22 protein-coding genes and 1 pseudogene are annotated in these 23,952 nt (G+C 69.3%); 9 read left to right on the top strand and 14 right to left on the bottom strand.

The annotated features are described in order from the left end of the window. Positions 1-177 precede the first annotated feature (177 nt). Positions 178-1,191, bottom strand: coding sequence for a LacI family DNA-binding transcriptional regulator (locus E2F46_RS02610; RefSeq protein ID WP_425599793.1), 1,014 nt, complete (start codon positions 1,189-1,191; stop codon positions 178-180). A 168-nt stretch (positions 1,192-1,359) separates the two neighbouring features. Between E2F46_RS02610 and E2F46_RS02605 the strand changes: the two genes are divergently transcribed. Both E2F46_RS02605 and E2F46_RS02600 read left to right on the top strand, forming a co-directional pair. Beyond that, positions 1,360-3,951: a glycoside hydrolase family 3 protein gene (locus E2F46_RS02605; protein ID WP_425599792.1), complete on the top strand. Its 2,592-nt coding sequence runs from the start codon at positions 1,360-1,362 to the stop codon at positions 3,949-3,951. Between the two features lie 177 nt (positions 3,952-4,128). Then, positions 4,129-4,842: a glutathione binding-like protein gene (locus E2F46_RS02600; protein ID WP_133320623.1), complete on the top strand. Its 714-nt coding sequence runs from the start codon at positions 4,129-4,131 to the stop codon at positions 4,840-4,842. Positions 4,843-4,914: 72 nt separating this feature from the next. Here the strand turns inward: E2F46_RS02600 and E2F46_RS02595 are convergent, their stop codons facing one another. Further along, entirely contained in the window at positions 4,915-5,367 is a 453-nt protein-coding gene (locus E2F46_RS02595; RefSeq protein ID WP_133320622.1) for a hypothetical protein, read from the bottom strand. A gap of 127 nt (positions 5,368-5,494) precedes the next feature. Here E2F46_RS02595 and E2F46_RS02590 point away from each other — a divergent pair, with 127 nt between their 5' ends. Further along, entirely contained in the window at positions 5,495-7,732 is a 2,238-nt protein-coding gene (locus E2F46_RS02590; protein WP_133320621.1) for a S9 family peptidase, read from the top strand. A 55-nt stretch (positions 7,733-7,787) separates the two neighbouring features. Here E2F46_RS02590 and E2F46_RS02585 read toward each other — a convergent pair whose 3' ends face one another. Genes E2F46_RS02585 through E2F46_RS02575 form a run of 3 tightly spaced genes read right to left on the bottom strand, consistent with a single transcriptional unit; the run spans position 7,788 to position 9,497 of the window. Next, positions 7,788-8,258 (bottom strand): hypothetical protein, encoded by a 471-nt coding sequence (locus E2F46_RS02585; protein WP_133320620.1) that lies wholly within the window; start codon positions 8,256-8,258, stop codon positions 7,788-7,790. A 56-nt stretch (positions 8,259-8,314) separates the two neighbouring features. Next, the gene (locus tag E2F46_RS02580) at positions 8,315-8,749 is read right to left on the bottom strand and encodes a DUF1801 domain-containing protein (RefSeq protein ID WP_133320619.1); all 435 of its coding nucleotides are present in this window, start codon (positions 8,747-8,749) and stop codon (positions 8,315-8,317) included. Between the two features lie 49 nt (positions 8,750-8,798). Then, positions 8,799-9,497, bottom strand: coding sequence for a YdcF family protein (locus E2F46_RS02575; protein WP_133320618.1), 699 nt, complete (start codon positions 9,495-9,497; stop codon positions 8,799-8,801). A 108-nt stretch (positions 9,498-9,605) separates the two neighbouring features. On the opposite strand from E2F46_RS02575, the gene E2F46_RS02570 reads away from it, so the two are divergent. Genes E2F46_RS02570 through E2F46_RS02555 form a run of 4 tightly spaced genes read left to right on the top strand, consistent with a single transcriptional unit; the run spans position 9,606 to position 14,044 of the window. After that, complete coding sequence (locus tag E2F46_RS02570) at positions 9,606-10,808, top strand: beta-ketoacyl-[acyl-carrier-protein] synthase family protein (protein ID WP_133320617.1); 1,203 nt, start codon at positions 9,606-9,608, stop codon at positions 10,806-10,808. Beyond that, the gene (locus tag E2F46_RS02565) at positions 10,805-11,584 is read left to right on the top strand and encodes a beta-ketoacyl synthase chain length factor (protein ID WP_133320616.1); all 780 of its coding nucleotides are present in this window, start codon (positions 10,805-10,807) and stop codon (positions 11,582-11,584) included. Before E2F46_RS02570 ends, E2F46_RS02565 begins: the two co-directional genes overlap by 4 nt. Next, on the top strand, positions 11,577-12,398 hold the full coding sequence (locus E2F46_RS02560; RefSeq protein WP_133320615.1) for a glycosyltransferase family 2 protein: 822 nt from the start codon (positions 11,577-11,579) through the stop codon (positions 12,396-12,398). Before E2F46_RS02565 ends, E2F46_RS02560 begins: the two co-directional genes overlap by 8 nt. Then, a complete protein-coding gene (locus tag E2F46_RS02555; protein ID WP_133320614.1) occupies positions 12,398-14,044 on the top strand; it encodes an NAD(P)/FAD-dependent oxidoreductase in 1,647 nt (548 codons plus the stop codon). Before E2F46_RS02560 ends, E2F46_RS02555 begins: the two co-directional genes overlap by 1 nt. A gap of 335 nt (positions 14,045-14,379) precedes the next feature. On the opposite strand, the gene fabG is transcribed toward E2F46_RS02555, so the two are convergent. From fabG to E2F46_RS02510, 9 genes are all read right to left on the bottom strand, one after another. Further along, positions 14,380-15,111, bottom strand: a complete 732-nt coding sequence (gene fabG / locus E2F46_RS02550; RefSeq protein ID WP_133320613.1) for a 3-oxoacyl-ACP reductase FabG — start codon at positions 15,109-15,111, stop codon at positions 14,380-14,382. Between the two features lie 523 nt (positions 15,112-15,634). Further along, entirely contained in the window at positions 15,635-16,063 is a 429-nt protein-coding gene (locus E2F46_RS02545; RefSeq protein WP_133320612.1) for a hotdog family protein, read from the bottom strand. After that, positions 16,060-18,429: an MMPL family transporter gene (locus tag E2F46_RS02540; protein WP_243720303.1), complete on the bottom strand. Its 2,370-nt coding sequence runs from the start codon at positions 18,427-18,429 to the stop codon at positions 16,060-16,062. Before E2F46_RS02540 ends, E2F46_RS02545 begins: the two co-directional genes overlap by 4 nt. Positions 18,430-18,452: 23 nt before the next feature. Then, a complete protein-coding gene (locus E2F46_RS02535; protein ID WP_133320611.1) occupies positions 18,453-19,124 on the bottom strand; it encodes a LolA-related protein in 672 nt (223 codons plus the stop codon). After that, on the bottom strand, positions 19,057-20,043 hold the full coding sequence (locus E2F46_RS02530; protein WP_133320610.1) for a lysophospholipid acyltransferase family protein: 987 nt from the start codon (positions 20,041-20,043) through the stop codon (positions 19,057-19,059). The genes E2F46_RS02535 and E2F46_RS02530 overlap by 68 nt, the downstream gene beginning before the upstream one ends. Further along, entirely contained in the window at positions 20,040-20,357 is a 318-nt protein-coding gene (locus tag E2F46_RS02525) for an ApeI family dehydratase (protein WP_133320609.1), read from the bottom strand. The genes E2F46_RS02530 and E2F46_RS02525 overlap by 4 nt, the downstream gene beginning before the upstream one ends. Next, the gene (locus E2F46_RS02520) at positions 20,354-21,121 is read right to left on the bottom strand and encodes a lysophospholipid acyltransferase family protein (protein WP_133320942.1); all 768 of its coding nucleotides are present in this window, start codon (positions 21,119-21,121) and stop codon (positions 20,354-20,356) included. The genes E2F46_RS02525 and E2F46_RS02520 overlap by 4 nt, the downstream gene beginning before the upstream one ends. Positions 21,122-21,211: 90 nt before the next feature. After that, positions 21,212-21,895: a COG4648 family protein gene (locus E2F46_RS02515; protein WP_243720276.1), complete on the bottom strand. Its 684-nt coding sequence runs from the start codon at positions 21,893-21,895 to the stop codon at positions 21,212-21,214. 6 nt (positions 21,896-21,901) lie between these two features. After that, positions 21,902-22,171 (bottom strand): phosphopantetheine-binding protein, encoded by a 270-nt coding sequence (locus tag E2F46_RS02510; RefSeq protein ID WP_133320608.1) that lies wholly within the window; start codon positions 22,169-22,171, stop codon positions 21,902-21,904. Positions 22,172-22,355: 184 nt separating this feature from the next. On the opposite strand from E2F46_RS02510, the gene E2F46_RS02505 reads away from it, so the two are divergent. Continuing rightward, the gene (locus E2F46_RS02505; RefSeq protein ID WP_165967348.1) at positions 22,356-23,690 is read left to right on the top strand and encodes an NAD(P)/FAD-dependent oxidoreductase; all 1,335 of its coding nucleotides are present in this window, start codon (positions 22,356-22,358) and stop codon (positions 23,688-23,690) included. Further along, a pseudogene (locus tag E2F46_RS02500) lies at positions 23,687-23,952 on the top strand (chorismate transformation enzyme, FkbO/Hyg5 family); the annotation flags it as partial. The gene E2F46_RS02505 and the pseudogene E2F46_RS02500, both read left to right, overlap by 4 nt.

Raw genomic sequence — 23,952 nt, 5'->3', positions numbered from 1 at the left:
CCACGGTTGACAGCGCTGTCACCATACCCCATCTGGTTGAGGTTGCATTCTGCAATGCAGCAAAAAAGTTGGATCGCACCGCCCGAACCAATGACGGCGACGCCCCGACAGGCCGTTGGCGTGCAGCCGACCCAGCGCTCCGAATTCCGCGGACGGATCGATGCGACAGCAGTGGCGCTACGCGGGGGCGGGCCCCGTCGAACGCCGCAGCTGCAGCGCGTAGGGCACCTCGACGATGCCGCCGGCACCGCGGTCGCGGATCGCCTTCAGCAACTCCTGTCCGGCGATGCGCCCCATTTCACGGGTAGGCTGGCGCACCGTGGTGAGGGTGGGATAGATGTGCCGTGCGATCGGCGTGTCGTCGAAGCCGCACACCGAGATGTCCCGGGGCACCGACAGTCCGCGCTCGCAGATGGCACAGATCGCGCCTGCGGCCATGTCATCGTTCGCCGCGAAGATCGCGGTGGGCGGCGAGGCGAGGGCGAGCAAGGCATTGGTGGCGGCGAAGCCGGAGTCGTAGGAGAACTCGCCATCGACCACCAGTGCATCGTCGAACACCAGTCCCGCGCGCTCCAGGCCTTCGCGATAACCGGACAATCGCCAGCCGCTGGCGCCGTGCGCGGGGTGGCCCTTGATGTGCGCGATGCGCGTATGGCCAAGGCCGGCGAGGTGCACGATCATCTCGGCCACCGCCTTCTCTTCGTCCACCACCACGCCGATCCGACGGAAGGCTTCCATCGGCGAGACGCTGGCAAACGGCACGTCCAGCTCGTCGAGACGCTCGAGCAGGGCCGGGTCGTCGGTGATCGGTGGCGTCAGCACCACCCCATCCAGGCGCGACTGCACCACCAGGGCCTCGACTTTCTCCACGATGTCCTTGGCGTCGTAAACCAGCGGCGCCAGCATCATGTTGTAGTGCTGGGACTGGCAGGCGTCCAGGATGCCCAACTCCACTTCCATCAGGTAGTTGCTGGACGGATTGTCGTAGAGCATGGCGATCAGGTACGAACGGCGGCCGGCCAGCACGCGCGCCGACGGATTCGGCTTGTACTGCAGCTTCTCCACCGCCGCCTCGACGCGGGTGCGCGTGGCCGCCGATACGTTGGGCTCGTGGTTCAGCACCCGCGAGACGGTTTTCATGGAGACGTTCGCAGCCGCGGCCACGTCCTCGATTCTGACTCGCTTGCTCACCTCTGCCCTCCCTGTCCGGCGCCGGATTCTGCCAGATGGCAGGGCACGGACGTGCAATGTCCCCGACCGCTGCATGACGCCATGCAACAAGCATCCCCCGGCGGACCGGGCTATGCTGCACGTCCTGACAACGCTGTCAACCAACGCCGCTGTACTGGGCCGCTCCCCATGGAACCGACGATGACGATGATGCATACCCCCGTTCGCAACCTGTTGCGCCTGGCCTGCCTCACCATGGCGCTGGTGGCATTGGCCGCGTGCCGGGCCGCACCGCAGGCCGATGCCGCCAATCCAGCCGACAGCGCCGCCGCGGGTACCGCGATCGTGCCGGAGAACTGGCCGCAGCCGGCGTGGCCATTCCCCGAGGATCCGGAACTGGAGCGTCGGGTCGAAGCGCTGCTGGCGACGATGACGGTCGAAGAGAAGGTGGGCCAGATCATCCAGGGCGACATCGACAGCATCACCCCCGAGGACGTGCGCAAGTACCGGCTGGGTTCGATCCTCGCCGGTGGCGGATCCGACCCGGGTGGGAAGTACAACGCGCCGCCGCAGGCCTGGCTGGACCTGGCCGATGCGTTCTGGGAAGCGTCTATGGATACCAGCGGCGGCGGCAAGGCGATCCCGATCATCTGGGGCATCGACGCGATGCACGGCCAGAGCAACATCATTGGCGCCACGCTGTTCCCTCACAACATTGGCCTGGGTGCGACCCGCAACGTGGAACTGATCCGCGAGATCGCGCGCATCACCGCCATCGAGACGCGCGCCACCGGCATGGAGTGGACCTTCGCACCCACCGTGGCCGTGCCTCGCGACGTGCGCTGGGGCCGCAGTTACGAAGGCTATTCCGAGGACCCGGAACTGGTCGCCAGCTTCGCCGGGGTTTTCGTGGAGGGCCTGCAGGGCAAGCCCGGCTCCAGCGATTTCCTTGGCGACCACCGGGTGATGAGCACCGTCAAGCATTTCCTCGGCGACGGCGGCACCACCGACGGCAAGGACCAGGGCGATACCCGCACCAGCGAAGCCGAACTGCGCGACGTGCACAACGCCGGCTATGTCACCGCGATCGCCGCGGGCGCGCAGTCGGTGATGGCATCGTTCAACAGCTTCCACGGCGAGAAGCTGCACGGCCACAAGCCGCTGTTGAACGACGTGCTGAAGGAGCGCATGAACTTCGGCGGCTTCATCGTCGGCGACTGGAACGGCCATGGACAGGTGCGCGGGTGCACCAATACCGATTGCCCGCAGACGTTCAATGCCGGCCTCGACATGGCGATGGCGCCCGACAGCTGGCGCGGCCTCTACGAGACCACTCTGGCGCAGGTCAAGGACGGCACCATCCCGATGGAGCGGCTGGACGATGCCGTGCGCCGCATCCTTCGCGCCAAATTCCGCATGAACCTGTTCGAGAAGCCCAAGCCCTCCGAACGCGGCCTGGGCGGTCGCTTCGACCTGCTGGGCGCGCCGGAGCATCGCGCAGTGGCTCGCCAGGCCGTGCGCGAATCGCTGGTGCTGCTCAAGAACCAGGGCGGCATCCTGCCACTGGCGCCGAACCAGCGCTTCCTGATCGCCGGCGATGGCGCCGACAACGTGGGCAAACAGTCCGGCGGCTGGACCCTGACCTGGCAGGGCGACGGCACCACGCGCGCCGATTTCCCGAATGCCGATTCGATCTGGGACGGCCTCAAGGCGCAGGTCGAGGCCGCCGGCGGCAGCGCGCAGCTTTCCATCGACGGCAGCTACGCGCAGAAGCCGGACGTGGCGATCGTGGTCTTCGGCGAGGAGCCGTATGCCGAGTTCCAGGGCGACCAGCCGACGCTGATGTACAAGGGCGGCAACACCGCCGACCTCGAATTGATCCGGAAGCTCAAGGCCGACGGCATCCCCGTGGTGTCGGTGTTCATCAGCGGCCGTCCGCTGTGGATGAATCGTGAGCTCAATGCGTCCGACGCCTTCGTCGCCGTCTGGCTGCCGGGCTCCGAAGGCGGCGGCATCGCCGATGTGCTGCTGCGCGCTGGCGATGGCGCCGTGCAGCATGATTTCACCGGCAAGCTCAGCTTCTCGTGGCCGCGGCGCGCGGACCAGTACGCGCTCAACGTCGGGCAGGAGGGTTACGACCCGCTGTTCGCGTTCGGTTTCGGGCTGACGTATGGAGACGACGGCAACCTCGCGCTGCTGTCCGAAGACCCGGGGATCGAGGCCGGTGCGGGCGGCACCGGGGCGTGGTTCGACCACGGCGTGGCCACGACCGGCCATGCGTTGCGCCTGGTCGGTGCCGATGGCGAGGCGATGGACATCGTGCATCCGCACGCCACCACCACCGATGGTTCGCTGGCGATGACCGCGATCAACCACGAAGTGCAGGAAGGCGCACGCCTGTTCGCATGGGAAGATTTCGCCGGCGTCGAAGTGCGTGCCAACACCCCGCTCGACCTCGACCGGGAAACCAACGGCGACGTGCTGGTGGTGATGACGCTGCGCGTCGATGCGCCGCCGACAGATGGCCGGCTGCGAATCGCAGCGGGATGCGGCGAAGGCTGCCGCGGCGAGGTCAACGCCGATGCCGCGCTCGCGGCGCTCCCCGTCGGCGAGTGGACGCGCCTGGGCATGCCGTTGAAATGCCTGCGCGCAGCCGGCGCCGACATGACCCGGCTCGACATGCCGTTCGCGCTCCATGCCGGCGGCGGTGCACGCATTGCCTTGGCACGGGTGGCCGCCGGCACCAGCTTCGACCATCGCGTGGACTGCGCCACCGACTGACCGCTTCCTCCACCGGGACGCCACGGCGCGTTGCCGCCGTGCGTCCCGGATTCTTGGAAGGAGTACCCGCGCGCGCTCGAAGCGCCTCGCCATCTGCAACACAGCGGCCCGCCTACGTGGCCGCTACCCTCACCGCTCTCGTCCTAGACTGCAGCTCCCCCGCCGTGGACGACCGCGATGATCGACCTGTATTACTGGCCCACGCCCAATGGCCACAAGGTCACGCTGCTGCTCGAGGAACTCGTGGAGTCCGGCGCCCCGCTCGCGTACACGATCAAACCGGTCGATATCGGCAAGGGCGACCAGTTCAGGCCCGACTACCTCGCGATATCGCCGAACAACAAGATGCCGGCGATCGTCGACCACGCCCCGGCCGACGGCGGCCCGCCGCTGAGCGTGTTCGAGTCGGGCGCCATCCTCGTCTACCTGGCCAACAAGGGCGGCCGCTTCTTCGGCGACAGCGTGCGGCGCAAGGCCGAAGTCAACGAATGGCTGATGTGGCAGATGGGCGGCCTGGGGCCGATGACCGGGCAGCACGGACATTTCAGCGTGTATGCGCCGGAGAAGATTCCCTACGCCATCGACCGCTACGCCAACGAAGCCCGTCGCCTGCTCGGCGTGCTCGACAAGCGCCTCGCCGGACGTGCGTTCATCACCGGCGACGACTACACCATCGCCGACATGGCCGCGTATCCGTGGATCGATCCGTACGACAAGGCGCGCCTGGGGCTGGACGAATTCCCTGAAGTACGGCGCTGGCAGGCCTCCATCGCCAAGCGACCGGCCACGCGTCGTGCGTATGCGCTGGCGAAAGAGGTGGCACCGGCCGCGGGCAAGCCACTGACGGACGAAGAGCGCAGATTGCTGTTCGGACAAGGCGCGCAGCGCTGAGGGTCGGTTGGAAGCGAAGCGCGTGTGCCTGCATTACAGGTGGCCACGGCGGAGTGTTGCCTAAAACGCCGACTACGTCGCGGGCTCCAGCGCGCCCGCCTGTACCCGGCCTGCCCTGCACGTCGTGCGCTGCCTCGGCATCCACATCGGGCGCCTGCTGCGTGGGTGCCAGTGGTAGGCCGCACCGATGACGGTTTCGTTGGGCCGTGCCTCGAAGTGCGCGACCAGCAGTCCATCCTCGCGCGTCGCCACGTGCATGAACGGCTCGTCCTGCCCCCATCGGAACAGGTGCACGCCCCCGGCCAGCACGTCGCCGTTGCGCGCCCGCAGGCCGGCGATGAGCTCACAGGTCGTGGTGCCATCGATCATCCGCGCCTGCGGTGCGTGCGGCAGGATGAACGCACTGCCCGTCGCCGGCACGTCGGAACCGGGTGGGTAGCGCGGCGGCTCGCTCGCCGCTGAAGCGAACGGCAAGACCAATGAAATGACCGCCGCAGCGATGGAATGTCCGTGTCCATGAAGCATCAGCGCAGTATGCCAAGCCCGTCTGCGGCCGCACACGCTCGCGTAGCGACGACATCCTGCGCAGGCCATCCGGTGACGCCGGGGCGGCTAGACTTGTCGCCAATCCCGTCCCGTCGCGATCAACCCAATGCACCGACTGCTCTGCGCCGCCGCCCTGACCGCCGCCTTTGCCGTTCCGGCCCATGCCAGCGATGGCCGGCTGACGCTTGAAGCCATCACCGGCGACGCGCCGCTCAGCGGACCGACGCTGATGCGGCCGCAGGTCGCGCCGGACGGCTCGCGCGTCACTTTCCTGCGCGGCAAGGACGCCAATCGCAACCAGCTGGACCTGTGGGAGTACCACGTCGACAGCGGCCAGACGCGGATGCTGGTGGATTCGCGCGTGGTACTGCCCGGCGAGGAAACCTTGAGCGACGAGGAGAAGGCGCGGCGAGAACGCCAGCGCATCGCCGGGCTGTCCGGCATCGTCGATTACCAGTGGGCGCCCGATTCGCAGCGGCTGCTGTTCCCGCTGGGCGGCGAACTGTACCTGTACGACCTGTCGCAGACCGGCAACGGCGCCGTGCGCAAACTGACCGACGGCGGCGGCTTCGCCACCGACCCGAAACTCTCGCCGAAGGGCGGCTACGTCAGCTTCGTGCGTGCCCGCAACCTGTGGGTCATCGACCTGGCCAGCGGCGATGAGATCCAGCTGACGCACGACGGCAGCGACACGATCGGCAATGGCGTGGCCGAGTTCGTCGCCGACGAGGAAATGGACCGCCACACCGGCTACTGGTGGGCACCGGACGATTCCGCCATCGCCTACGCGCGCATCGACGAATCGCCGGTGCCGCTGGCGCGCCGCTACGAGATGTACGCAGACCGCACCGAGATGGTGGAGCAGCGCTACCCCGCCGCGGGCGATGCCAACGTGCTGATCCAGCTGGGCGTGATCGCGCCGCGGGCCGGCGCGCCCACGTCGTGGATCGACCTCGGCGACAACCCCGACATCTACCTCGCCCGCGTCGACTGGCGCGACCCGCAACGCCTGACCTTCCAGCGCCAGTCGCGCAACCAGCGCCTGCTGGAACTGGTCGAGACTACCCTCGCCACCGGCGCGCAGCGCACGCTGGCCTCCGAAACGTCGAGCACCTGGGTGCCGCTGCACAACAGCCTGCGCTTCCTGCGCGATGGCCGCTTCCTGTGGTCGTCGGAACGCGACGGCTGCGAGCACCTGTATGTCGGTTCCGAGGATGGCGCACAGGTGACCCAGCTCACCCGCGGCGAATGGCCGGTGGATGCAGTGCTGGCGGTCGACCAGGACAAGGGACTGGTGTACTTCAGCGCCGGGCGCGAATCGCCGACGCAGCGCGACGTGTATGCCGTGCCGCTGGCCGGTGGCGACATCGTGCGGCTCAGCACGACCGACGGCATCCACAACGCCACCTTCGCCGGCAATGCCAGCGTGTACGTCGACAACTGGTCCAACACCACCACGCCGCCGCAGATCGAACTGTTCCGCGCCGACGGCACGAAGATGGCGACGCTGCTGCCCAACGACCTCGACCAGCCCGATCATCCCTACGCGCCCTACCGCGCCGCGCACCTGCCGACCGAGTTCGGCACGCTGACCGCGGCCGACGGCAGCACGCCCCTGCACTACAGCCTGGTCAAGCCGGCCGGTTTCGACCCGTCCAAGCGCTATCCGGTCGTCGTGTTCGTTTACGGCGGCCCGGCGGCGCAGACGGTGCTGGACGCCTGGCCCGGCCGCGCCGACGCACTGTTCAACCAGTACCTCGCGCAACGCGGCTACGTGGTGTTCTCGCTGGACAACCGCGGCACGCCGCGCCGTGGCCGCGACTTCGGGGGTTCGCTGTACGGCTGGCAGGGCACGGTGGAAGTGGACGACCAGCGCAAGGGCGTGGAGTGGCTGCGCGCACAGCCCTGGGTCGATGGCGAACGCATCGGCGTGCACGGCTGGTCGAACGGCGGCTACATGGCATTGATGCTGCTGGCCAAAGCGCCCGAAGACTACGCCTGCGGCGTGGCCGGCGCGCCGGTCACCGACTGGGCGCTGTACGACACGCACTACACCGAACGCTACATGGACCTGCCCGACGCCAACCCCGACGGCTACCGCGAGGCACGCGTGCTCACGCATGCCGAAGGCATCCGCCCGGGTTCGCTGCTGCTGGTGCACGGCATGGCCGACGACAACGTGCTGTTCACGCATTCGACCGAACTGATGGCCGACCTGCAGCGCCGCGGCACGCCGTTCGAGCTGATGACCTATCCCGGCGCCAAGCACGGCCTGCGCGGCAGCGATGCGCTGCACCGCTACCGGCTGGCCGAGGGCTTCTTCCAGCGCTGCCTGGTGCGCTGAGCCACATGCGGACACGGCGGCATCGCGCCGCCGTGTCCGTGGATCACAACGCCGCTTACTCCTGCGGAGGCGGCGCCTGCAATGGCGGCGGGTTCGGCACATGGATGGCGATGCCGTTGGCGTACTTCTGCGTGGGCGAGATGTTCACGCCCACGCCAACGCTGGAAAAACTCCGGCCGCCGCCCCGGCCCACGCCACCGCCGACGCTGACGCCGCTGTTGCCATAGCCATCGGCCGTGCCCTGGAACAGCACGCCGTTCGCGCCCAGCCGGGCCGCCTCGCGACGCAGCCGGGCTTCGATGGCGTTGGCCTTGTTCTGCTCGCCATAGGTGAACGCGCCGCTGGACACGTTGAGCCGCGCGATTTCCTCGTATCCGCCCGCGGGCGGTCCGAAGTAGAGCCGGACTTCAGCCGGATCGATCGCCGGCCGCGGATTGCCGGTCAGCGTATGCGAGCTGGCGCAGCCGGCCAGCACCAGCAGGGCGCCGGCCAGCCAGAGGAAGCGTGAAAAACGGTTGGGATGCATGACGTGATCCTCCCTGTCGACCCCTGCATCATCCGCCCGACTGCATGAACGGCGCGTCAGCCGGATGCAGGCGGATACCGCCGGCGCATGTCGGCCACCGAGGCCCGGACCAGCGCATCCAGGACCACCGGATCCACGTCCGACAAGCGCTTCACGTACAGGCAGGACTTGCCGTGGGTGAACCTGCCCAGCCTGGCCAGCAAGTCGTCATAGCCATCGAAACCCGGCATGACGTACAGGACAAGCGCCTGCTTGCGCGGCGAGAACCCGACGATCGGCCAGTCGCCCTCCCGGCCGCTTTCATACCGGTAGCGATAGCGGTCGAAGCCGACGATGCTCGCACCCCACATCACCGGTTCGCAGCCGGTCGCCGCGCGCATCATCGCCAGCAGGGTGCGCGCGTCCTCGCGGCGCTGCGGATTGTCGATGCCGTCGATGAAGGCCCCGGCATCCCGTGTTTCCGGCCTGGTCTTCGGTGCCTTGGACGCCATCCCATCCCCCTTGCCCGCTGGCCCGCGACGGGATGTACGTTATCGCGCTTCAGCCAACCTTCGCCAGCATGCGTTGGTGCCGGATCAGCCGCGCCCAGCGGGTGCCGATGTCGACCCAGCAGACATAGGCCGCCTCGCCCGCCAGGCGCCATGCCGTCATGGGTCGCCAGGACAACGCCGGCTCGGCCGCGCACAACTCCCAGCGCAGGCCCAGGCCACGGGCGAACAGAGCACAACGGGCCAGGTGGTACCGGCTGCTGAGCAGGGTGACGCAGCCCGCCGCATCCGTGGAATCCCCCGCCTGCAGCAGGGTGCGCGCGTTGCGCAGGTTCTGGAGGGTGTCGCGCGACCGGTCTTCGATCACCAGCGGCGCATCCGGGGGCAAGCCGCGGGCAAACAGGGCCTCGCGCGCGATCGCCGCCTCGGACAGGGTGCCTTCCGCACCACCGCCCAGCAGCAGGATGGCCTCGGGCGGACGTGCCCGCCAGAGCGCGGCCGCTCGCGCCACCCGCGCCTCGAAGTCAGTGTCCAGCCGCCCCTGCGGCGCATGCTTGCCGAACAGCAGCACGCGACGTCCGTGCGCAGGCACCACCGGTGCGTTCCTTGCGGTCCGCACCACATGCAGCAGATAGGCGGCATAGACCAGCCCCACGCTGGCGATGCAGGCCAGCCCGGTGACCGCAAGCGAATGCAGCACGTCGCGGTCGGACAGCAAGCTGAACCGGTGCGCCAGTCGGGTGCGGGCCATCGCAGCGGTCCCGTGGAGTGGGCGGCAGTCTACCGTCACCGGCCGCTGGCTATACTCGCTGGCTCATCGAAACGGACGTTCCGAGTGCCTGCGACACATCCCCCGCCGATGCCTGCCGTCGCCATCCGCGCGTACACCGCCACGACTGCGCTGGGACGCGGGCAGGCGGCGCAGGCGGACGCATTGCACGCCCGTCGGGGCGGGTTGCGCGCCAACGACTTCGGCGATGCGCCGCTGCCCACCTGGATCGGACGCGTGGATGGCGTGGAAGACGCCCCCCTGCCCGATGCACTCGCCGGTTGGGAATGCCGCAACAACCGGCTCGCGTGGCTGGCGCTGCAGCAGGACGGCATGGCGGCGGCGGTGCAGGCCGCGATCGAGCGCCACGGCGCCACGCGCGTCGCGGCGGTCATCGGCACGTCCACCTCGAGCATCGGCGCCAGCGAGGAAGGCTATGCACGCGCCGTCGCGGATGCCGATGGCAGTGCGCGCTTCCCCGACGACCTTGCCCGCCCCATCGTGCATACGCCGCATTCGCTGGGCGATTTCGTGCAGCACGCCACCGGCGTGCGCGGGCCGTGCATCACCGTGGCCACGGCGTGCTCGTCGAGTGCGAAGGTGTTTGCGCAAGGCGCGCGCATGCTGCAGGCGGGCGTGGCCGATGCGGTGCTGGTCGGCGGCGTGGACACGCTGTGCGGCAGCGTGCTGTTCGGCTTCAATGCCCTGGGCCTGGTCTCGCGCGCGCGCTGTCGCCCGTTCGATGCCACGCGCGATGGCCTGTCGCTGGGCGAGGCCGGTGGCTTCGCGCTGCTGGAACGCGCCCGCGACGGCGACACCGGTTTGCAGTTGCGCGGCTACGGCGAATCCAGCGACGCGCACCACATGTCGGCACCACATCCCGAAGGCCTTGGCGCCATGCTGGCGATGGGCGATGCGCTGGCACGTGCGGGCATCGATGCCGCGAGCGTCGGCTACCTCAACCTGCACGGCACGTCCACGCCCGCGAACGATGCGGTCGAGGCGCGCGCCGTCGCCGCGCTGTTCCCGGACACGCTGCATGCCAGCTCCACCAAGGGCTGGACCGGGCACACGCTGGGCGCGGCGGGCATCGTCGAATCTGTGGTCGCCCTGCTTGCACTGGAACGCGGCGTGCTGCCAGGCACCCTCGGCAGCGAGACGCCCGATCCGGCCTGCGGCCCGCAGATCCGTTTCGACAACGCCGCGCGCGACATCGCGTTCGCCATGAACAACTCGTTCGGCTTCGGCGGCAACAACTGCTCGCTGGTGTTCGGCAAGGCGGTGGCGGCATGAGTGCCCTGCAGGCGCGCATCGCCGGCATCGGCTTCTGGGCGAACGGGCTTCCCGACTGGCCGGCCGCCCGCGCATTCGCCCGCGGCGGTGGCCTGCCGGTCGATGCGCCGGCGAAGCCTTCGCCGCAGTTGCTGGCCCCCAACGAGCGTCGGCGTGCGCCGCCCTCGGTGGCCGTTGCGCTGGAGGTTGCGCTGGCCGCGTGCCAGGACGCCGGCGTCGATCCCGCGTCACTGCCATCCGTATTCGCATCGACGCATGGCGACCTCGGCATCACCGACTACATGTGCGCCACGCTCGCGGAATCGCCGACCGACATCTCGCCGACGAAGTTCCACAACTCCGTGCACAACGCCGCCGCGGGCTACTGGACCATTGGTGCCGGCTGCACGCGCGCGGCCACGGCGATCAGTGCGCATGGCGCGACCTTCGCGCAGGGCCTGCTGGAAGCGCTGCTGCAGCTCGCAGGCGGCGAAAAGGCCGTGCTCCTCGCCGCCTACGACACCACTGCCGTCGGCCTGCTGGGCACGATGACGCAGAGCGAAGGCCTGCTCGGCGCAGCCCTGGTGCTGGTGCGCGAGGGCGATGGCCCCGGCCTTTCGATCACGCTGCAGGACGACACGGCCAGCGGAGGCGAAGGCGCGCTGTCGCGCCATGCGCCGCGCAACGCCATGGCACCGATGCTCCCGCTGTTCGATGCGCTTGCGAATGCAGCGCCCCGCGTGGCGCTGGACGCCAGCGGCGGCCGCGTGCTGGCCGTGGAGTTCGCGCATGGCTGAGCAGACGCGCCTGTATCGCGGCAACGTGGCGGTGGTGATCCCGGCGCTGAACGAAGCGCTGCGCATCCGCGAGGTGGTCGAAGGTGCGCTTGCGCAGTGCGACCGCGTGATCGTGGTGGACGACGGCTCCGATGACGACACCGCCGCCATCGTCGCCGCGCTGCCGGTCACCCTGCTGCGCCACGGGGCGCGCATGGGCAAGGGGCAAGCTTTGCGCGACGGCTTCGCCGAGGCCTTGCGCCAAGGCATGGCCGCCGTGGTCACGATGGATGGCGACGGCCAGCACCACGCCGACGACATCCCGCGCATGATCGCCGCGGCCAACGCGCATCCTGGCAACATCGTCAACGGCGCGCGACTGAAGAAGCGCTCCACCCAGCCCTGGTACCGGCGCATCGGCAACGACTTCGGCGATTGGGGCCTGGCCTGGGCCTGCGGCTTCCGGCTGGTGGACAGCCAGAGCGGGCAGCGGCTGTATCCGGCACCGGTGCTGGCATTGCAGGACGTGCCCGGCGAAGGCTTCGTGTTCGAGGCGCAGATCCTGATCTCGGCCGCGCGCGGGCTGGGCTTCGGCGTGGTGTCGGTCCCGGTGGAAACGCGTTACGCCACCTGCGGCGGCAGCGAGCAGTTCCGCAAGAGCCATTTCCGCCTGTTCCGCGACCTGCAGCGCATTACCACCCACGTGGTGGCGCAGGTGGTCGCGCGCGGCCAGGTGCTGCGCGCCTATCGCGAGGCGCGGCGTCATCCCCCGGTCATCCATGACCCCGGCGCAGGCGCGATCATGTCGTCCTCCGCCCTGCAGGAGGCACGTTGATGGCTTCGATATCGCAACACTCGCCCGCTGGCGCACGACGCGTCGATGTCGCCATCCTCGGCGGCGGGCTGGCGGGCCTGACGCTCGCGCTGCAACTGCGGCAGCAATCGCCGGACCTGTCCATCACGGTGCTGGAACGGCACACGCATCCGGTGCGCGAAGCCGCCCACAAAGTGGGCGAGTCGACGGTCGAGATCGGTGCGCACTACCTGGCCAACGTGCTGGGGCTGCGCGAGCATCTCGACAGCGAGCAGATCCGCAAGTTCGGCTTCCGCTTCTTCTTCTCGGAAGGCAGCGATCGCGTCGACCGCTGCACCGAGCTGGGCGTGAGCCAGATCCTGCCGACGCCATCCTGGCAGATCGACCGCGGCCGCTTCGAGAACTTCCTCGGCGAACGCGCCCGCGCCGCCGGCATCGCGTTCAACGACGGCGCCGTGGTACGCACGCTTGATCTCGACGACGGCGAGGGCGACCACGGCGTCACCTACGAACACGAAGGCGAGACGCGACAAATCGCCTGTCGCTGGCTGGTGGATGCCAGCGGCCGGGCAGGGCTGCTCAAGCGCAAGCTCGACCTCGCCCAGCCGAACGCCCACGACGCCAATGCCGCCTGGTGGCGCGTGGACGGCATCGTCGATCCCAACGCGTGGTCCGAGGACGCGCAGTGGCTGCAGCGCTGCACCCCGCCCGACCGCTGGCGTTCGACCAACCACATGTGCGGGCCCGGCTACTGGTTCTGGCTGATCCCGCTGTCGTCCGGCGCGCACTCGCTGGGCATCGTCTGCGACGCGAAGATGCATCCGCTGGAAACGATGAACACCCACGACAAGGCGATGGACTGGCTGCGCCGGCACCAGCCGCAGGTCGCCGCCAGCCTCGACCGCAGCCAGCACACGCTGCAGGATTTCCTGTTCCTGCGCCACTTCTCGCACGGCTGCAAGCAGGTGTTCTCGGAGCGCCGCTGGGCGCTCACCGGCGAATCCGGCGTGTTCCTCGATCCGTTCTATTCGCCGGGCACGGATTTCATCGCCATCGCCAATACCTACATCTGCGACCTGGTCGCGAAAGACGCGGCGGGCGCCGCGTTCGCTCCGTACGCGTCGCTCTACCAGCAGCTGTTCTTTTCGTTCTACGAAAACACGCTGACGCTCTACCAGGACCAGTACGCGTTGTTCGGCGATGCGCAGGTGATGCCGGTCAAGGTGATCTGGGACTACACGTATTACTGGTCGCTGCTGTCGCCGCTGTTCTTCGCCGGACGCATGACCGACGTGGCGATGCTGGGCCGGCTGCGTCCCGCGTTCGAGGCGGCGCGCGCGCTCAACCTCGCGATGCAGCCGATGCTGCGGGAGTGGGGGCGCCGCAACGAAGGCCACGACGGCCCCGCGGCGCGCCTGCTGGACCAGTTCCGCATCGACTGGTTCCACGACATGAACCGCGCCCTGCACGACACGCTCGACGACGACGGCTTCGCCGCGCGCATCGCCGCCAATGTCGACCGCATGCGCTGGCTGGCGGCGGAAGTGCTGCAGCACGCGCGCAGGCGCCACCCGGACATCGACGACCAGGGACTGGGTGCGCTCCTGTCTGGCGATTCCCCTGCCCCGGCGTCCCTGCATGCGGTCTGGTACGCGGACGCGGCCTGACGGAAGCGTCCTCGCGGCAATCGCTCTGCACCGGCCGCCACGCGAGGAGGCGGAACACCAACTAACGGCATCCCGAAAGGGTGTCGGATTGCACCGCGGGAACACCGGCGGCAGGTGCCCTCTTTCCGTGGCTGCCCGCGATGGATCCAGCGCAGGTCCGGTGCCGCCGCAACCAAGCGGATATCGGGCCGCGACCCGCGGCGACAGCGGACCTGCGCAATCGCGAATCCCATCCACGCACATGTTCCGGGCTGGGTGCAGCCAGGCAAGCCTCCCGGCGGAACTTGCGCATCCCGCTTCCCCACGGGGTTCAGCGCATCCGGATGCTGGGTGGGTCAGCCCATCCCGCCATTGATGCCGATCACCTGGCCGTTGATGTAACCGGCCTCATCGGAACACAGGAACGCGACCAGCGCGGCCACTTCGTCCGGCGTGCCGGCGCGCGCCGCGGGTACGACCTGGCGCACCATCTCCTCGGGAAACGCGTCCGACGCCATGCTGCCGGCGATCACGCCCGGGGCGACCACGTTGGCGGTGATGCCACGCGACGCCATCTCCCGCGCCAGCGATTTCGTCGCGCCATGCAGCGCGGCCTTGGCCGCGGCGTAGTTCGCCTGCCCGCGGTTGCCCAATACCGCCACCACCGACGACACGCTGACGATGCGCCCCCAGCGCTTGCGCGCCATCGGCAGCAGCAGCGGCTGGGTGACGTGGAAGAATCCATGCAGCGACACGTCGACCACGCGTTTCCACTGCGTGGCCGACATGCCCGCCATCGGTGCATCGTCGTGGATGCCGGCGTTGTTCACGATGACCTGGATCGGCCCGCCTTCGAGCAGTGCCGCGATGGCGGAACCCGTCGCCTCGGCATCGGCGACATCGAACGCCACCCCCTCGGCACTGCCGCCCGCCGCAACGATGTCGCCCACCACCGCCTCGGCCCGCGCCCGGTTGCCGTTGGCATGCACGACCACATGCAGCCCCTGCGCCGCCAGCCGCCGGCAGATCGCCCCGCCAATATCACCACTACCGCCCGTCACGAGAGCGCGTTTGATTGCCTTGTCCATGACCGGATTGTATGCGCCGGATTGCTCAGCGAGCACCAGCTTTTTGTCCGGAATCAAGGACATCATCCAGACCCGGAGGGCGGCGGGCAGGACGCCCGCCGTTTTTCGACGGGACAGGGATGTCCTGTCGAAAAATCCCGTCGAGTCCAACATGCTCGGTTAGCTCTGTCGGGGAAGGCCCTTTTTCTTTGGTTCGTTTCTTTTTGGGCCCGCAAAAAGAAATGAACTCGCCCGCCTGCGGGCGAAATGCTCTGGAGTACAGTTCAATCCAATCGAGCGTGTCGCGTCATGACCGAAGGACAGTTTGCATGGATCATCGAACCCCCAGCACTCGCGCATTGCGCCCAGTCGTTTGACCGGGCGCGAGCCTAGGGCTCGCAAGCAACCCGCCCCCGCCCCCGCCCCCGCCTTCGCGAGGATGACATGAGCAAACATTAATCTCGGCGGATAGGGAAGCGCTTGGCGCATCAGCCGCACTCCCTGCGAAACAACGCCTCACCCGAACGACCTGGCGAGAAACGTATCAGCCCAACATCACCGCCGCCCGCCCCTCCGCCAGCAACACCCCATCGCAGCTGATCCGGAACCCATACTGCTGGCTGTCCCCACCCTCCGCCAGCACCTCGGCCTCGCACACCAGGTCGCCTGCCAGATCATCGATCCGCGCCACGTGCAGCACGACCCCGCGCAGCGCCACCAGCATCCCCGGCCGCACCGCACCGCCGGACGCGCGTGCACGCAAGCCGCCATGCACGGCCATCGCCTGTGCACCGTATTCGCACAGGTGCAGCGCGCGCAGCACACCATCGCTGCGCAGCGGATTGGCAGGATCACGATGGCTGGCGCCACGCAGGCGCACCTGCGTATCGCTCCAGTCGAGCACCTCCTCCCAGAGGCACATCGCACCCTGGTGCGGCACCATCGCCAGGATCGCAGCGCGGTCGATCGTCATGTCGCCATCCCCTCGTCCGCGCGCGCCGCCACGATCGCCGCGCGATGCCGCGCCACCAGCAGCGACAGCACGAAGTTGCAGGCCACGCCCAGCGTCACCGTCACGCCGATGGCGCGCAGCACCGGGATCGACGACAGCGCCAGCAGGCTGAACACCAGCAGCGTCATCAGGCTGCACACCAGCACCGCGTGCAGCGTGCGCACCTGCTCGTCGCGACTGTCGCCGGCGTGTTCGAAGAACAGCGCGTAATCGAGCCCCAGGCCCGCGGCGAGGATCAGCGACACCAGGTGGAACAGGGTCAGCTCGACCCCGCACAATCGCAGCACCGCGACGATGATCAGCAACGTCAGCAGCGTCGGCATCAGCACCCGCCACGCGCGCGACGCGGCACGCAGCGACAGCCACACCGTCGCCACCAGCAGCACGAGTGCGACCGCCATCGCGGCGAGCACGCGGCCACGGTATTCGGCGACCAGCGACTCCGACGCCTCCTTCATATCCAGCAGGCGCAGCGCGACGCCGTCGCCTTCGCCCGCCAATGCCGCGACGTCGTCCGGATCGTCCAGCCCACTCAGCGACACCAGTGCGGTCGCGCGCCCATCGCGTTCCAGCAGCAGTCCGGACAACGCCGTCGCCAGCGGTGTGCCGTCGAAGTCGGAACGCTGCAGCAGCGGCGCGGATTTCGCCGCGGCCACGTCCTCGACGAACGGCGCGAACGCATCGGCGCGGAACGGTGAGTCGGCCAGCAGGTCATCCAGCATCGCCTGCAGCGCAGGCGCTTCGGGCAGGGCCGCCTGCCGCGCCCGCTGCACCTCGGCGGCCGGCAGGTAGCGCGCCGCCATGTCGTAACCATCCAACGCGCCCCGCGCCACCAGCGCATCGAGCGCCGGGCGCAGCGCCGCGGTGGCCTGCAGCACACCGTCGGCGCCACCACCTTCCGCGACCAGCACGTAGCGCACGTCGGGCGCGCCGAGTTCCTCGCGCAGCTGCGCGTCGCGCGCCAGCGCATCGGCCGGCACCGGCGTCAGCTTCGACAGGTCGTTCTGCCAGAACGGGCCGGGGCTGAACACGATCGCGGCCAGTGCCAGCAGCGCCAGCAGCGCCAGCGACCACTTCGGTCGCGGCAGCGCTTCGATGCGATGCCATAGCCGCTGCAACCGCGGCGAGTGCGCCAGATCGGGTGGCGACGGATCGACGATCGCCGGCAGCAGCAACCGCGTCGCCAAGGCCGCCACCGCCAGCGCGGCGATGGTGAACACCGCCAGCTGGCGCAGGCCATCCACGCCGGAGAACAGGAAAGTGGCGTAGGCGATGCACGTCGAGACCACGCCCGTCGACAGCGCCGGCCACAGCGCGCGCACGTTGCGCCAGGGCGACAGTCCGGCGCGCTGGTGGCTGAAGAAATGGATCGGGTAGTCCTGCACCACGCCGATCAGGGTGAAGCCGAACGCGATGGTGATGCCGTGCACGCCGCCCGGGAACAGCAGTGCGACCGCTGTCAACCCGGCGATGCCGGCGCTTGCCAGCGGCAGCACGCCCAGCAGCGGCTGCTTCCAGCTGCGGTAGGCGAACCACAGCAGCAGGATCAGGCCAATCGTGTCGGCCAGGCCGATGCGTTGCGCCTCGCGCTGCGTGCGCCCGCCGATCTCGACCGAGAACGCGCCCGGTCCGGTCATCTCCAGCGTGCTGGCACTGTCGCCACGCGCAGCGTCGAACAGCGCCTCGATGCCCTCCACCGCCTCCACCTGCCCCGTCGGGTCGAACCCGGCGGCATGGGTTTCCACCAGCAGCAGCGCCTGTTCGCCCGCGCGGTCGAACCACACGCCGTGCAGGCGCTCGGGCGCTGCGTTCGGCGCCCAGGCATCGGCCAGTGCCAGCGTTTCCAGCGTGGGATCGGACGGCAACAACGGTTCGACCAGGGCCGCCGCCGGCGAGCCGAGGTCCTGCAAGCGCGCATCGAGCGCATCGCGCAGCGTGTCCGCATCCAGCGGCGCGTCGTCGAACGACGACGTCAGCAGGTAGCGATAGGGCAGCAGGTGTTCCGGGAACGCATCGAGCCCCGCGTCGCCGCCATTGGCGACCACGCTGTAGCGCGGGTCGGCGGCCAGCGCGTCATGCAGCACCTGCGATTGCGCCGCCAAGGTTTCCGGTACGTCGCCCGACAGCGCCACCAGCAGCAAGCGCGAGCCGGGACCATCGCCGAGCTCATCGACCAGCAGGCGCTGTTCCGGCGTGCGCGGGTCGGGCAGGAACCGGCGCAGGTCACCACTGAACTCGAGCCGCGTGCTGGTCCACCAGCCGGCGGCCAGCAGCAGCACCAGCCAGGCCAACGCAAGCGCCAGCCGCAGGCCGGGGCGCTGCTGCAGCGTGTCGAGGAAACCGCCCGGATTCAACGCGACGGTTCGCGGCACAGCCGCAGTGCGGCGTCGAGCGAATCCAGCGTCGGCGTGCGCGCCGCGACCGGACCCAGCAGGGTCGGCTGCGGATCGCCTTGCACCGGGCGCGATTCGATGCAGTGCAGTTCGTCATCGCGGCCGCGCAGCACGATCGAATCCAGCCGGCTCGCCGCACGCGCATCGCGCGGGCGCATCACCAGCATCCAGCTGCCGGGCGCGCCGACGGCTTCCAGCGTGTACTGCGACTGGATCGCCGCGCGGTCGCCGGACAGCAGCGCACCGAAGCCGCCCTGCAGCGCGGCAAGTTCCGGTACGCGCGCCAGCGAGAACCGGCGCGGCGTGCGGCCCTCGCGGGCAATGGTCGCCTCGCCATTGCGGATGGTGGTGGTTTCCGCATAGGGCGCGCTTACCTCGCGCACCAGCGTATTGGCATCGGGGCGACGGTAGGTGCCCGACAGCTGCAGCGGCTGCTTCAGCGTCGCCGAGCCGCGCAGTTCGACGAACGGCGTGCTGACCGGCGGCGGACGCTGCAGGCGGCGCAGGATCCAGTCGGCATCGACCGTGCCGGCGGATGCTGCGCCGGCGCGCACGGTGCCGTCAGCCTGCAGTGCGGCGGACGCCGTCAATGCCGGCATGGCCAGCAGCATCGGCAGCAGGCAGGCCATGGCCAGTCGTGGCCACCGCATCGTCGCGTTTCCAGAAGTCATAGAAATTGAACCAGTTGTAGGGAGCGCTGCGCGCATGATGTTCCAGCCGCGCCGCGTAACGGCGGATGAGCGCGACCACGCCCTCGCGCCGCTTCCCGCGCGGCAGCTCGATGCCTTCGCTGAACGGTTCGAACACCAGGTCGTAGCGATTGCCGCCGCGGTACAGCCCGAAGGTCAGCATCACCGGTACCTTCAGCACGGCCGCGAGCAGCCAGGGGGCCGTGGGGAATGCCGCGGGCTCACCGAGGAACGGAACGTACTCGACCGCGCTGCCGGCATGGCTGCGGTCGACCAGCAGGGCCACCATCGCGCCCTGCGACAGCGCCTCGCCGATGGCGAGCGCGATCGACGGGCCGTCCTGCCCGGCATCGATCACCGAGGCGGCGATCTCCGGATTCAGCGCATCCAGCATCTCGGTCACCGCGCGGCTGTGGCTGCGGTCGAGCAGCACGCGGATCTTGCATTCCGGGCGCTGTCGCGACAGTACGCGCAAGGCCTCGAAACTGCCCAGGTGCGAGCCGAACAGCAACACGCCGCGCCCCGCATCCAGATGACGGTTCAGGGTGCCCAGTCCTTCGGTGCGTACATCGAAGCCGCGGATGTCCTCGCGCAGCAGGAACACGCGATCGAGGATGGTCGAGGCGAAGGTGTGGATGTGGCGCGCCACGTCGCGCAGCGTGGCGGGCCGTCCGAGTACGCGATTGAGGTAGGCGCGCGAGTCCTGCCGCTCGGCGCCGCGACGCAGCAGGAAGTACAGCACGATGGGATAGAGCAGCAGGCGCGCGGGGCCGCGCCCCAGCCGGCAGCTCAGTGCCCGCAGCAGGCGCATCGCCAAGGGGCTGCCGCCTTCGCGGCGCTGCTTCCATTCGCTGCTCATGCGGCGACCATCGCGTCGGCGGCGACGTCGCCGCTGGCCAGCAGGGTGGCATCGCGCTCCACGCGGAAACGCCAGCGTGGCGAGTCGCCCGGCAGCGGTTCCAGCGTCACCCGCGCGGCTTCGCCGGGACGCAACGGCTGCACGAATTTCACCTGGGGGAAGCGCAACCGCCCCAGCGTCCCGTGGTGCGCTTCCAGCACCGCGACCACACGATCCAGGATCACCACGCCCGGCACCAGCGGATTGCCGGGGAAGTGCCCGGGCAGGCAGGGATGGTCCGCGCCGATGCTGAAAGCGCCCTGCACCGTGGTCATGCCGCCGCGTCCAGCATCGCCTGCACGCTGTCCTGGGCCTGCCGCGCCAGCTGTTGCCGCGGCAGCGGCGCACCCGCGGCGTCACGCACCGGGATCGGCGTCCCGATGCGCACACGTACCGGTCCGCCACGCACATGCCGGAAACCCGCGACCGGCCAGATCGCACCGGTCCCCATCACCGCCACCGGCAGCACGTCCACGCCGGCGTCGACCGCCGACTGGAACGACCCGCTCTTGAAGCTGCCCAATGCCCCGGTTCGGGTACGGGTGCCTTCCGGGAACAGCAGCAGGTTGCGGCCCTTGCCCAGCAGCTCGGCGGCATCGCGGCGCATTGCCGGACCTGCGCGCCGGTCCTCGCGCGCGACGAACAGCATGCCGGTGGCCTGCGCATACCAGTTCACGAACGGCACGCGTTTCATCTCCTGCTTCAACAGGAAGCGCACCGGCACCGGCAGCGCGATGAACAGGGCGCAGATGTCGAAGATCGACTGGTGGTTGGCGACCACCAGGTAGTTGCGCGACCAGTCGACGCGCTCGCGGCCTTCCACGGTCCAGGTGGCACCGGCCTCGAGCAGCAGGCCGGGTGCCCACAGCCATGACGCCATCCGCAGCGCCCAGTCCGTGCGGCCGAGGCTCAGCACGTGCACCAGCAGCGCCAGCGAGATGCAGGCCGCCGTCCACAGCATGCCCAGTCCCAGTCGCAGGGCGTTGAACGCGGTGCGCAACGCGCCCGCCGGAACGTGCGAAACACCCGGGTTTTGCATGATGTCGGCCATAACGACTAAGGATACCGTTCCTGTTTCCTACCCGTCCCGTTCCCGCCCGTCGCCCGGACAAGCCACTGACGCCGCGCCTCAGCGCAGCACGTCCCGCCAGAACACAGGCCCCAGCCCCGCCAGCTTGCGCAGGAAATCCGCGAAGCTGCGATAGCGCCCCGGGAACCTGCGTGCCCGGACCAGATACTCGCCCAGGAAAAAGCCACCCACCAACCCCCAGTTGAGCAGGTTGGCCGCCAGCGACCACTGCTCCGGCGTGACCGTGAAGGGTGCATCCACCCCCAGCATCGCCAGCAGTCCTCCCGGGCTGGCGATCAGCGCAAGCAGCAGGTTCAGCGACGCCAGCACTACCAGCACCGACGTCCATGCCGCGGTCAGTCCGCGGGTGTAGCGCAGCAGCACCGGCTCCACCGCGTCCAGCGGCTTGCCCTCCACCGCCACCATGATCCGGGTGATCAGCGGTATCCGCCCGGGCCGCAGGCTGCGCCCGAACACCCAGGCCACCAGCAGCACGAAGGCCACCGGCACCAGCAGCAGCGGCAGCATCGCGTAGCCCTGCCGGTACAGCAGCCAGCACGCCGCCAGCGCCAACGGCAGGCTCAGCCAGGCCCAGCCACGACGCGCATGCAGCGGTTCGGCCCACAGCAACACCGCCAGCGCCAGCATCGCGGCCAGCGCATAGCCCGGCTGCTGCCACGCGCTGGCCAGGTGCGCCAGGACGGTATAGCCCAGCGCAAGCAGCAGTTGCAGCAGGAAGACCAAGCGGGGTCAGGTGGTGCGATGCTGTTCGACGTGCGCCGACAGCGCGCGCAGCGACGCGAAGATGCGCCGGTTCTCGTCGTTGTCGGAGCGCAGCTGGAAGCCGTATTGCTTGCTGATCGCCAGCGCCAGTTCCAGCGCGTCGATCGAATCCAGGCCCAGGCCGGCGTTGAACAGCGGGGCTTCGGGATCGATGTCGCCCGGCTGCACGTCCTCCAGGTTCAGGCTGTCGACCAGGAGTTCGGCGAGCGCGCGCTCGGCATCGGTTTGTGCGGACATGAATGGGGATTCCCGGATGTTGGCAGGGCGCCACCTTCCGGCATCGGCGACCGCGGCGCAAGCACCGCGTCGGCATCGGCCGCGGGCGGTGCTTCCGCTATGATGCGCGCCACCACGCCACCCGACCGAACGGATGCACCCCGCCGCCACCGCCAACGCCACCGCTGCAGTGCATCCGGAAGTCATGTCGCAGGACGCGGACGTGGTGGTCATCGGCGGCGGCCCGGCCGGCACCACCGCCGCCACGCTGCTCGCGCGGAAGGGCTGGCGCGTGGTGCTGCTGGAGAAGGACGCACACCCGCGCTTCCACATCGGCGAATCGCTGCTGCCGATGAACCTGCCGATCCTCGAGCGCCTGGGCGTGCTGGAGCAGGTGCGCGCGATCGGCGTGCACAAGGCAGGCGCCGACTTCCCGGTGCACATGCCCGGCACGCCCGAGGACGGCACCACCCACGTGTTCCGCTTCGACCGCGCCCTGTCGCCGAAGTTCGACCATGCCTTCCAGGTGCGCCGTTCCGAGTTCGACCAGTTGCTGTTCGAGCATGCCCGCGCCAACGGCGTGGATGCGCGCGAGCGGGTCAAGGTGGAGCAGGTCGAGTCCGACGCAGACGGGCGGCCCTCGCTGGTGCATGCCCGCGATGCCGACGGCAACGCGCTGTCGCTGCGCACCCGCTACCTGGTCGATGCCAGCGGCCGCGACACCTTCCTTGGCAACAAGCTCAAGCTCAAGCGCAAGAGCGCGCTGCACCAGTCGGCGGCGATCTTCAGCCACTTCCGCGGCGTGACCCGTCGCGAGGGCGACGACGCCGGCAACATCACCGTGGACCGGTTCGAGCATGGCTGGTACTGGCTGATCCCGTTGCGCGACGACGTGATGAGCGTGGGCGCGGTCTGCCTGCCCGAGTACCTGAAGCAGCGCCGCGGCGACAACGAAGCCTTCCTGATGCAGACCCTGCTGCGCACCGACACGGTGCGCGAACGGATGCAGCACGCGGAACGGATCGCCCCGGTGCACGCCACCGGCAACTACTCGTACCAGTGCACGCGCATGGCCGGGCCGGGCTGGGTGATGGCGGGCGATGCCTTCGCCTTCATCGACCCGGTGTTCTCGTCCGGCGTGTACCTGGGCATGAACAGCGCCGAGCACGCGGCCGACGTGGTCGACGGCGCACTGCGCCAGCCCGCGCGCGAAGCCGCCCTGCAGCGCGCGATGGACAAGCGCCTGCGCCGCGGCCTGAAGCATTTTTCGTGGTTCATCCATCGCTTCACCACGCCGGTGATGCAGCGCATCTTCTCGGCGCCGCGCAACGACTGGCAGATCGAACAGGCAGTGATCTCGATGCTGGCCGGCGACGTGTTCGACAACCGCGCGGTGCGCTGGCGCCTGCATGCCTTCCGCGCGATCTACGCGATCAATGCCATCGCCATCGCCCCCGCCGCACTCCGCGGCTGGCTGCGACGCCGCCGGCAGGTCCGCGAGGCCTTCGCCGGCGACACCCTGCACGAGGGCAATCCGTGAGCCGGCCCGCGCCACTGCCGCCGCAGGCGCCGCCCCGCCTGCACGTCGACTATGTGCAGGCAGGCACCCCCGATGCATTGCTGGCCGCCCCCGACGTGCTGGCGGTCCTGGGTTTCGGCAACCACGCGCCCCGCCACGACGACCCGCGCTACCTGCGTGTGCCGCTGCAACCCCATGGCGCGGCGCCGTTCGAGGTCTGGCGTACCCAAGCCCCGGTGCGGCACGGCCGCGATGGCGACATCGCCTGGGCCTGCGACGGACA

The sequence above is a fragment of the Luteimonas aestuarii genome, from assembly GCF_004357985.1.
Taxonomy (GTDB): Bacteria; Pseudomonadota; Gammaproteobacteria; order Xanthomonadales; family Xanthomonadaceae; genus Luteimonas; species Luteimonas aestuarii.
Note: the sequence above shows the minus strand (reverse complement) of the source record. Positions and strands in the feature narration are given on the sequence as shown.

What these genes read in the sequence shown, in the direction of transcription:
- E2F46_RS02510 (WP_133320608.1), bottom strand. Translation starts at nt 22,171, where the DNA reads ATGTCCGCACAAACCGATGCCGAGCGCGCGCTCGCCGAACTCCTGGTC.
- E2F46_RS02535 (WP_133320611.1), bottom strand. Translation starts at nt 19,124, where the DNA reads ATGGCCTGCCTGCTGCCGATGCTGCTGGCCATGCCGGCATTGACGGCG.
- E2F46_RS02545 (WP_133320612.1), bottom strand. Translation starts at nt 16,063, where the DNA reads ATGACGATCGACCGCGCTGCGATCCTGGCGATGGTGCCGCACCAGGGT.
- E2F46_RS02505 (WP_165967348.1), top strand. Translation starts at nt 22,356, where the DNA reads ATGTCGCAGGACGCGGACGTGGTGGTCATCGGCGGCGGCCCGGCCGGC.
- E2F46_RS02585 (WP_133320620.1), bottom strand. Translation starts at nt 8,258, where the DNA reads ATGCATCCCAACCGTTTTTCACGCTTCCTCTGGCTGGCCGGCGCCCTG.
- E2F46_RS02600 (WP_133320623.1), top strand. Translation starts at nt 4,129, where the DNA reads ATGATCGACCTGTATTACTGGCCCACGCCCAATGGCCACAAGGTCACG.
- E2F46_RS02580 (WP_133320619.1), bottom strand. Translation starts at nt 8,749, where the DNA reads ATGGCGTCCAAGGCACCGAAGACCAGGCCGGAAACACGGGATGCCGGG.
- E2F46_RS02570 (WP_133320617.1), top strand. Translation starts at nt 9,606, where the DNA reads ATGCCTGCCGTCGCCATCCGCGCGTACACCGCCACGACTGCGCTGGGA.
- E2F46_RS02530 (WP_133320610.1), bottom strand. Translation starts at nt 20,043, where the DNA reads ATGAGCAGCGAATGGAAGCAGCGCCGCGAAGGCGGCAGCCCCTTGGCG.
- E2F46_RS02525 (WP_133320609.1), bottom strand. Translation starts at nt 20,357, where the DNA reads ATGACCACGGTGCAGGGCGCTTTCAGCATCGGCGCGGACCATCCCTGC.
- E2F46_RS02590 (WP_133320621.1), top strand. Translation starts at nt 5,495, where the DNA reads ATGCACCGACTGCTCTGCGCCGCCGCCCTGACCGCCGCCTTTGCCGTT.
- E2F46_RS02555 (WP_133320614.1), top strand. Translation starts at nt 12,398, where the DNA reads ATGGCTTCGATATCGCAACACTCGCCCGCTGGCGCACGACGCGTCGAT.
- E2F46_RS02560 (WP_133320615.1), top strand. Translation starts at nt 11,577, where the DNA reads ATGGCTGAGCAGACGCGCCTGTATCGCGGCAACGTGGCGGTGGTGATC.
- fabG (WP_133320613.1), bottom strand. Translation starts at nt 15,111, where the DNA reads ATGGACAAGGCAATCAAACGCGCTCTCGTGACGGGCGGTAGTGGTGAT.
- E2F46_RS02565 (WP_133320616.1), top strand. Translation starts at nt 10,805, where the DNA reads ATGAGTGCCCTGCAGGCGCGCATCGCCGGCATCGGCTTCTGGGCGAAC.
- E2F46_RS02595 (WP_133320622.1), bottom strand. Translation starts at nt 5,367, where the DNA reads ATGCTTCATGGACACGGACATTCCATCGCTGCGGCGGTCATTTCATTG.
- E2F46_RS02605 (WP_425599792.1), top strand. Translation starts at nt 1,360, where the DNA reads ATGGAACCGACGATGACGATGATGCATACCCCCGTTCGCAACCTGTTG.
- E2F46_RS02520 (WP_133320942.1), bottom strand. Translation starts at nt 21,121, where the DNA reads ATGCAAAACCCGGGTGTTTCGCACGTTCCGGCGGGCGCGTTGCGCACC.
- E2F46_RS02575 (WP_133320618.1), bottom strand. Translation starts at nt 9,497, where the DNA reads ATGGCCCGCACCCGACTGGCGCACCGGTTCAGCTTGCTGTCCGACCGC.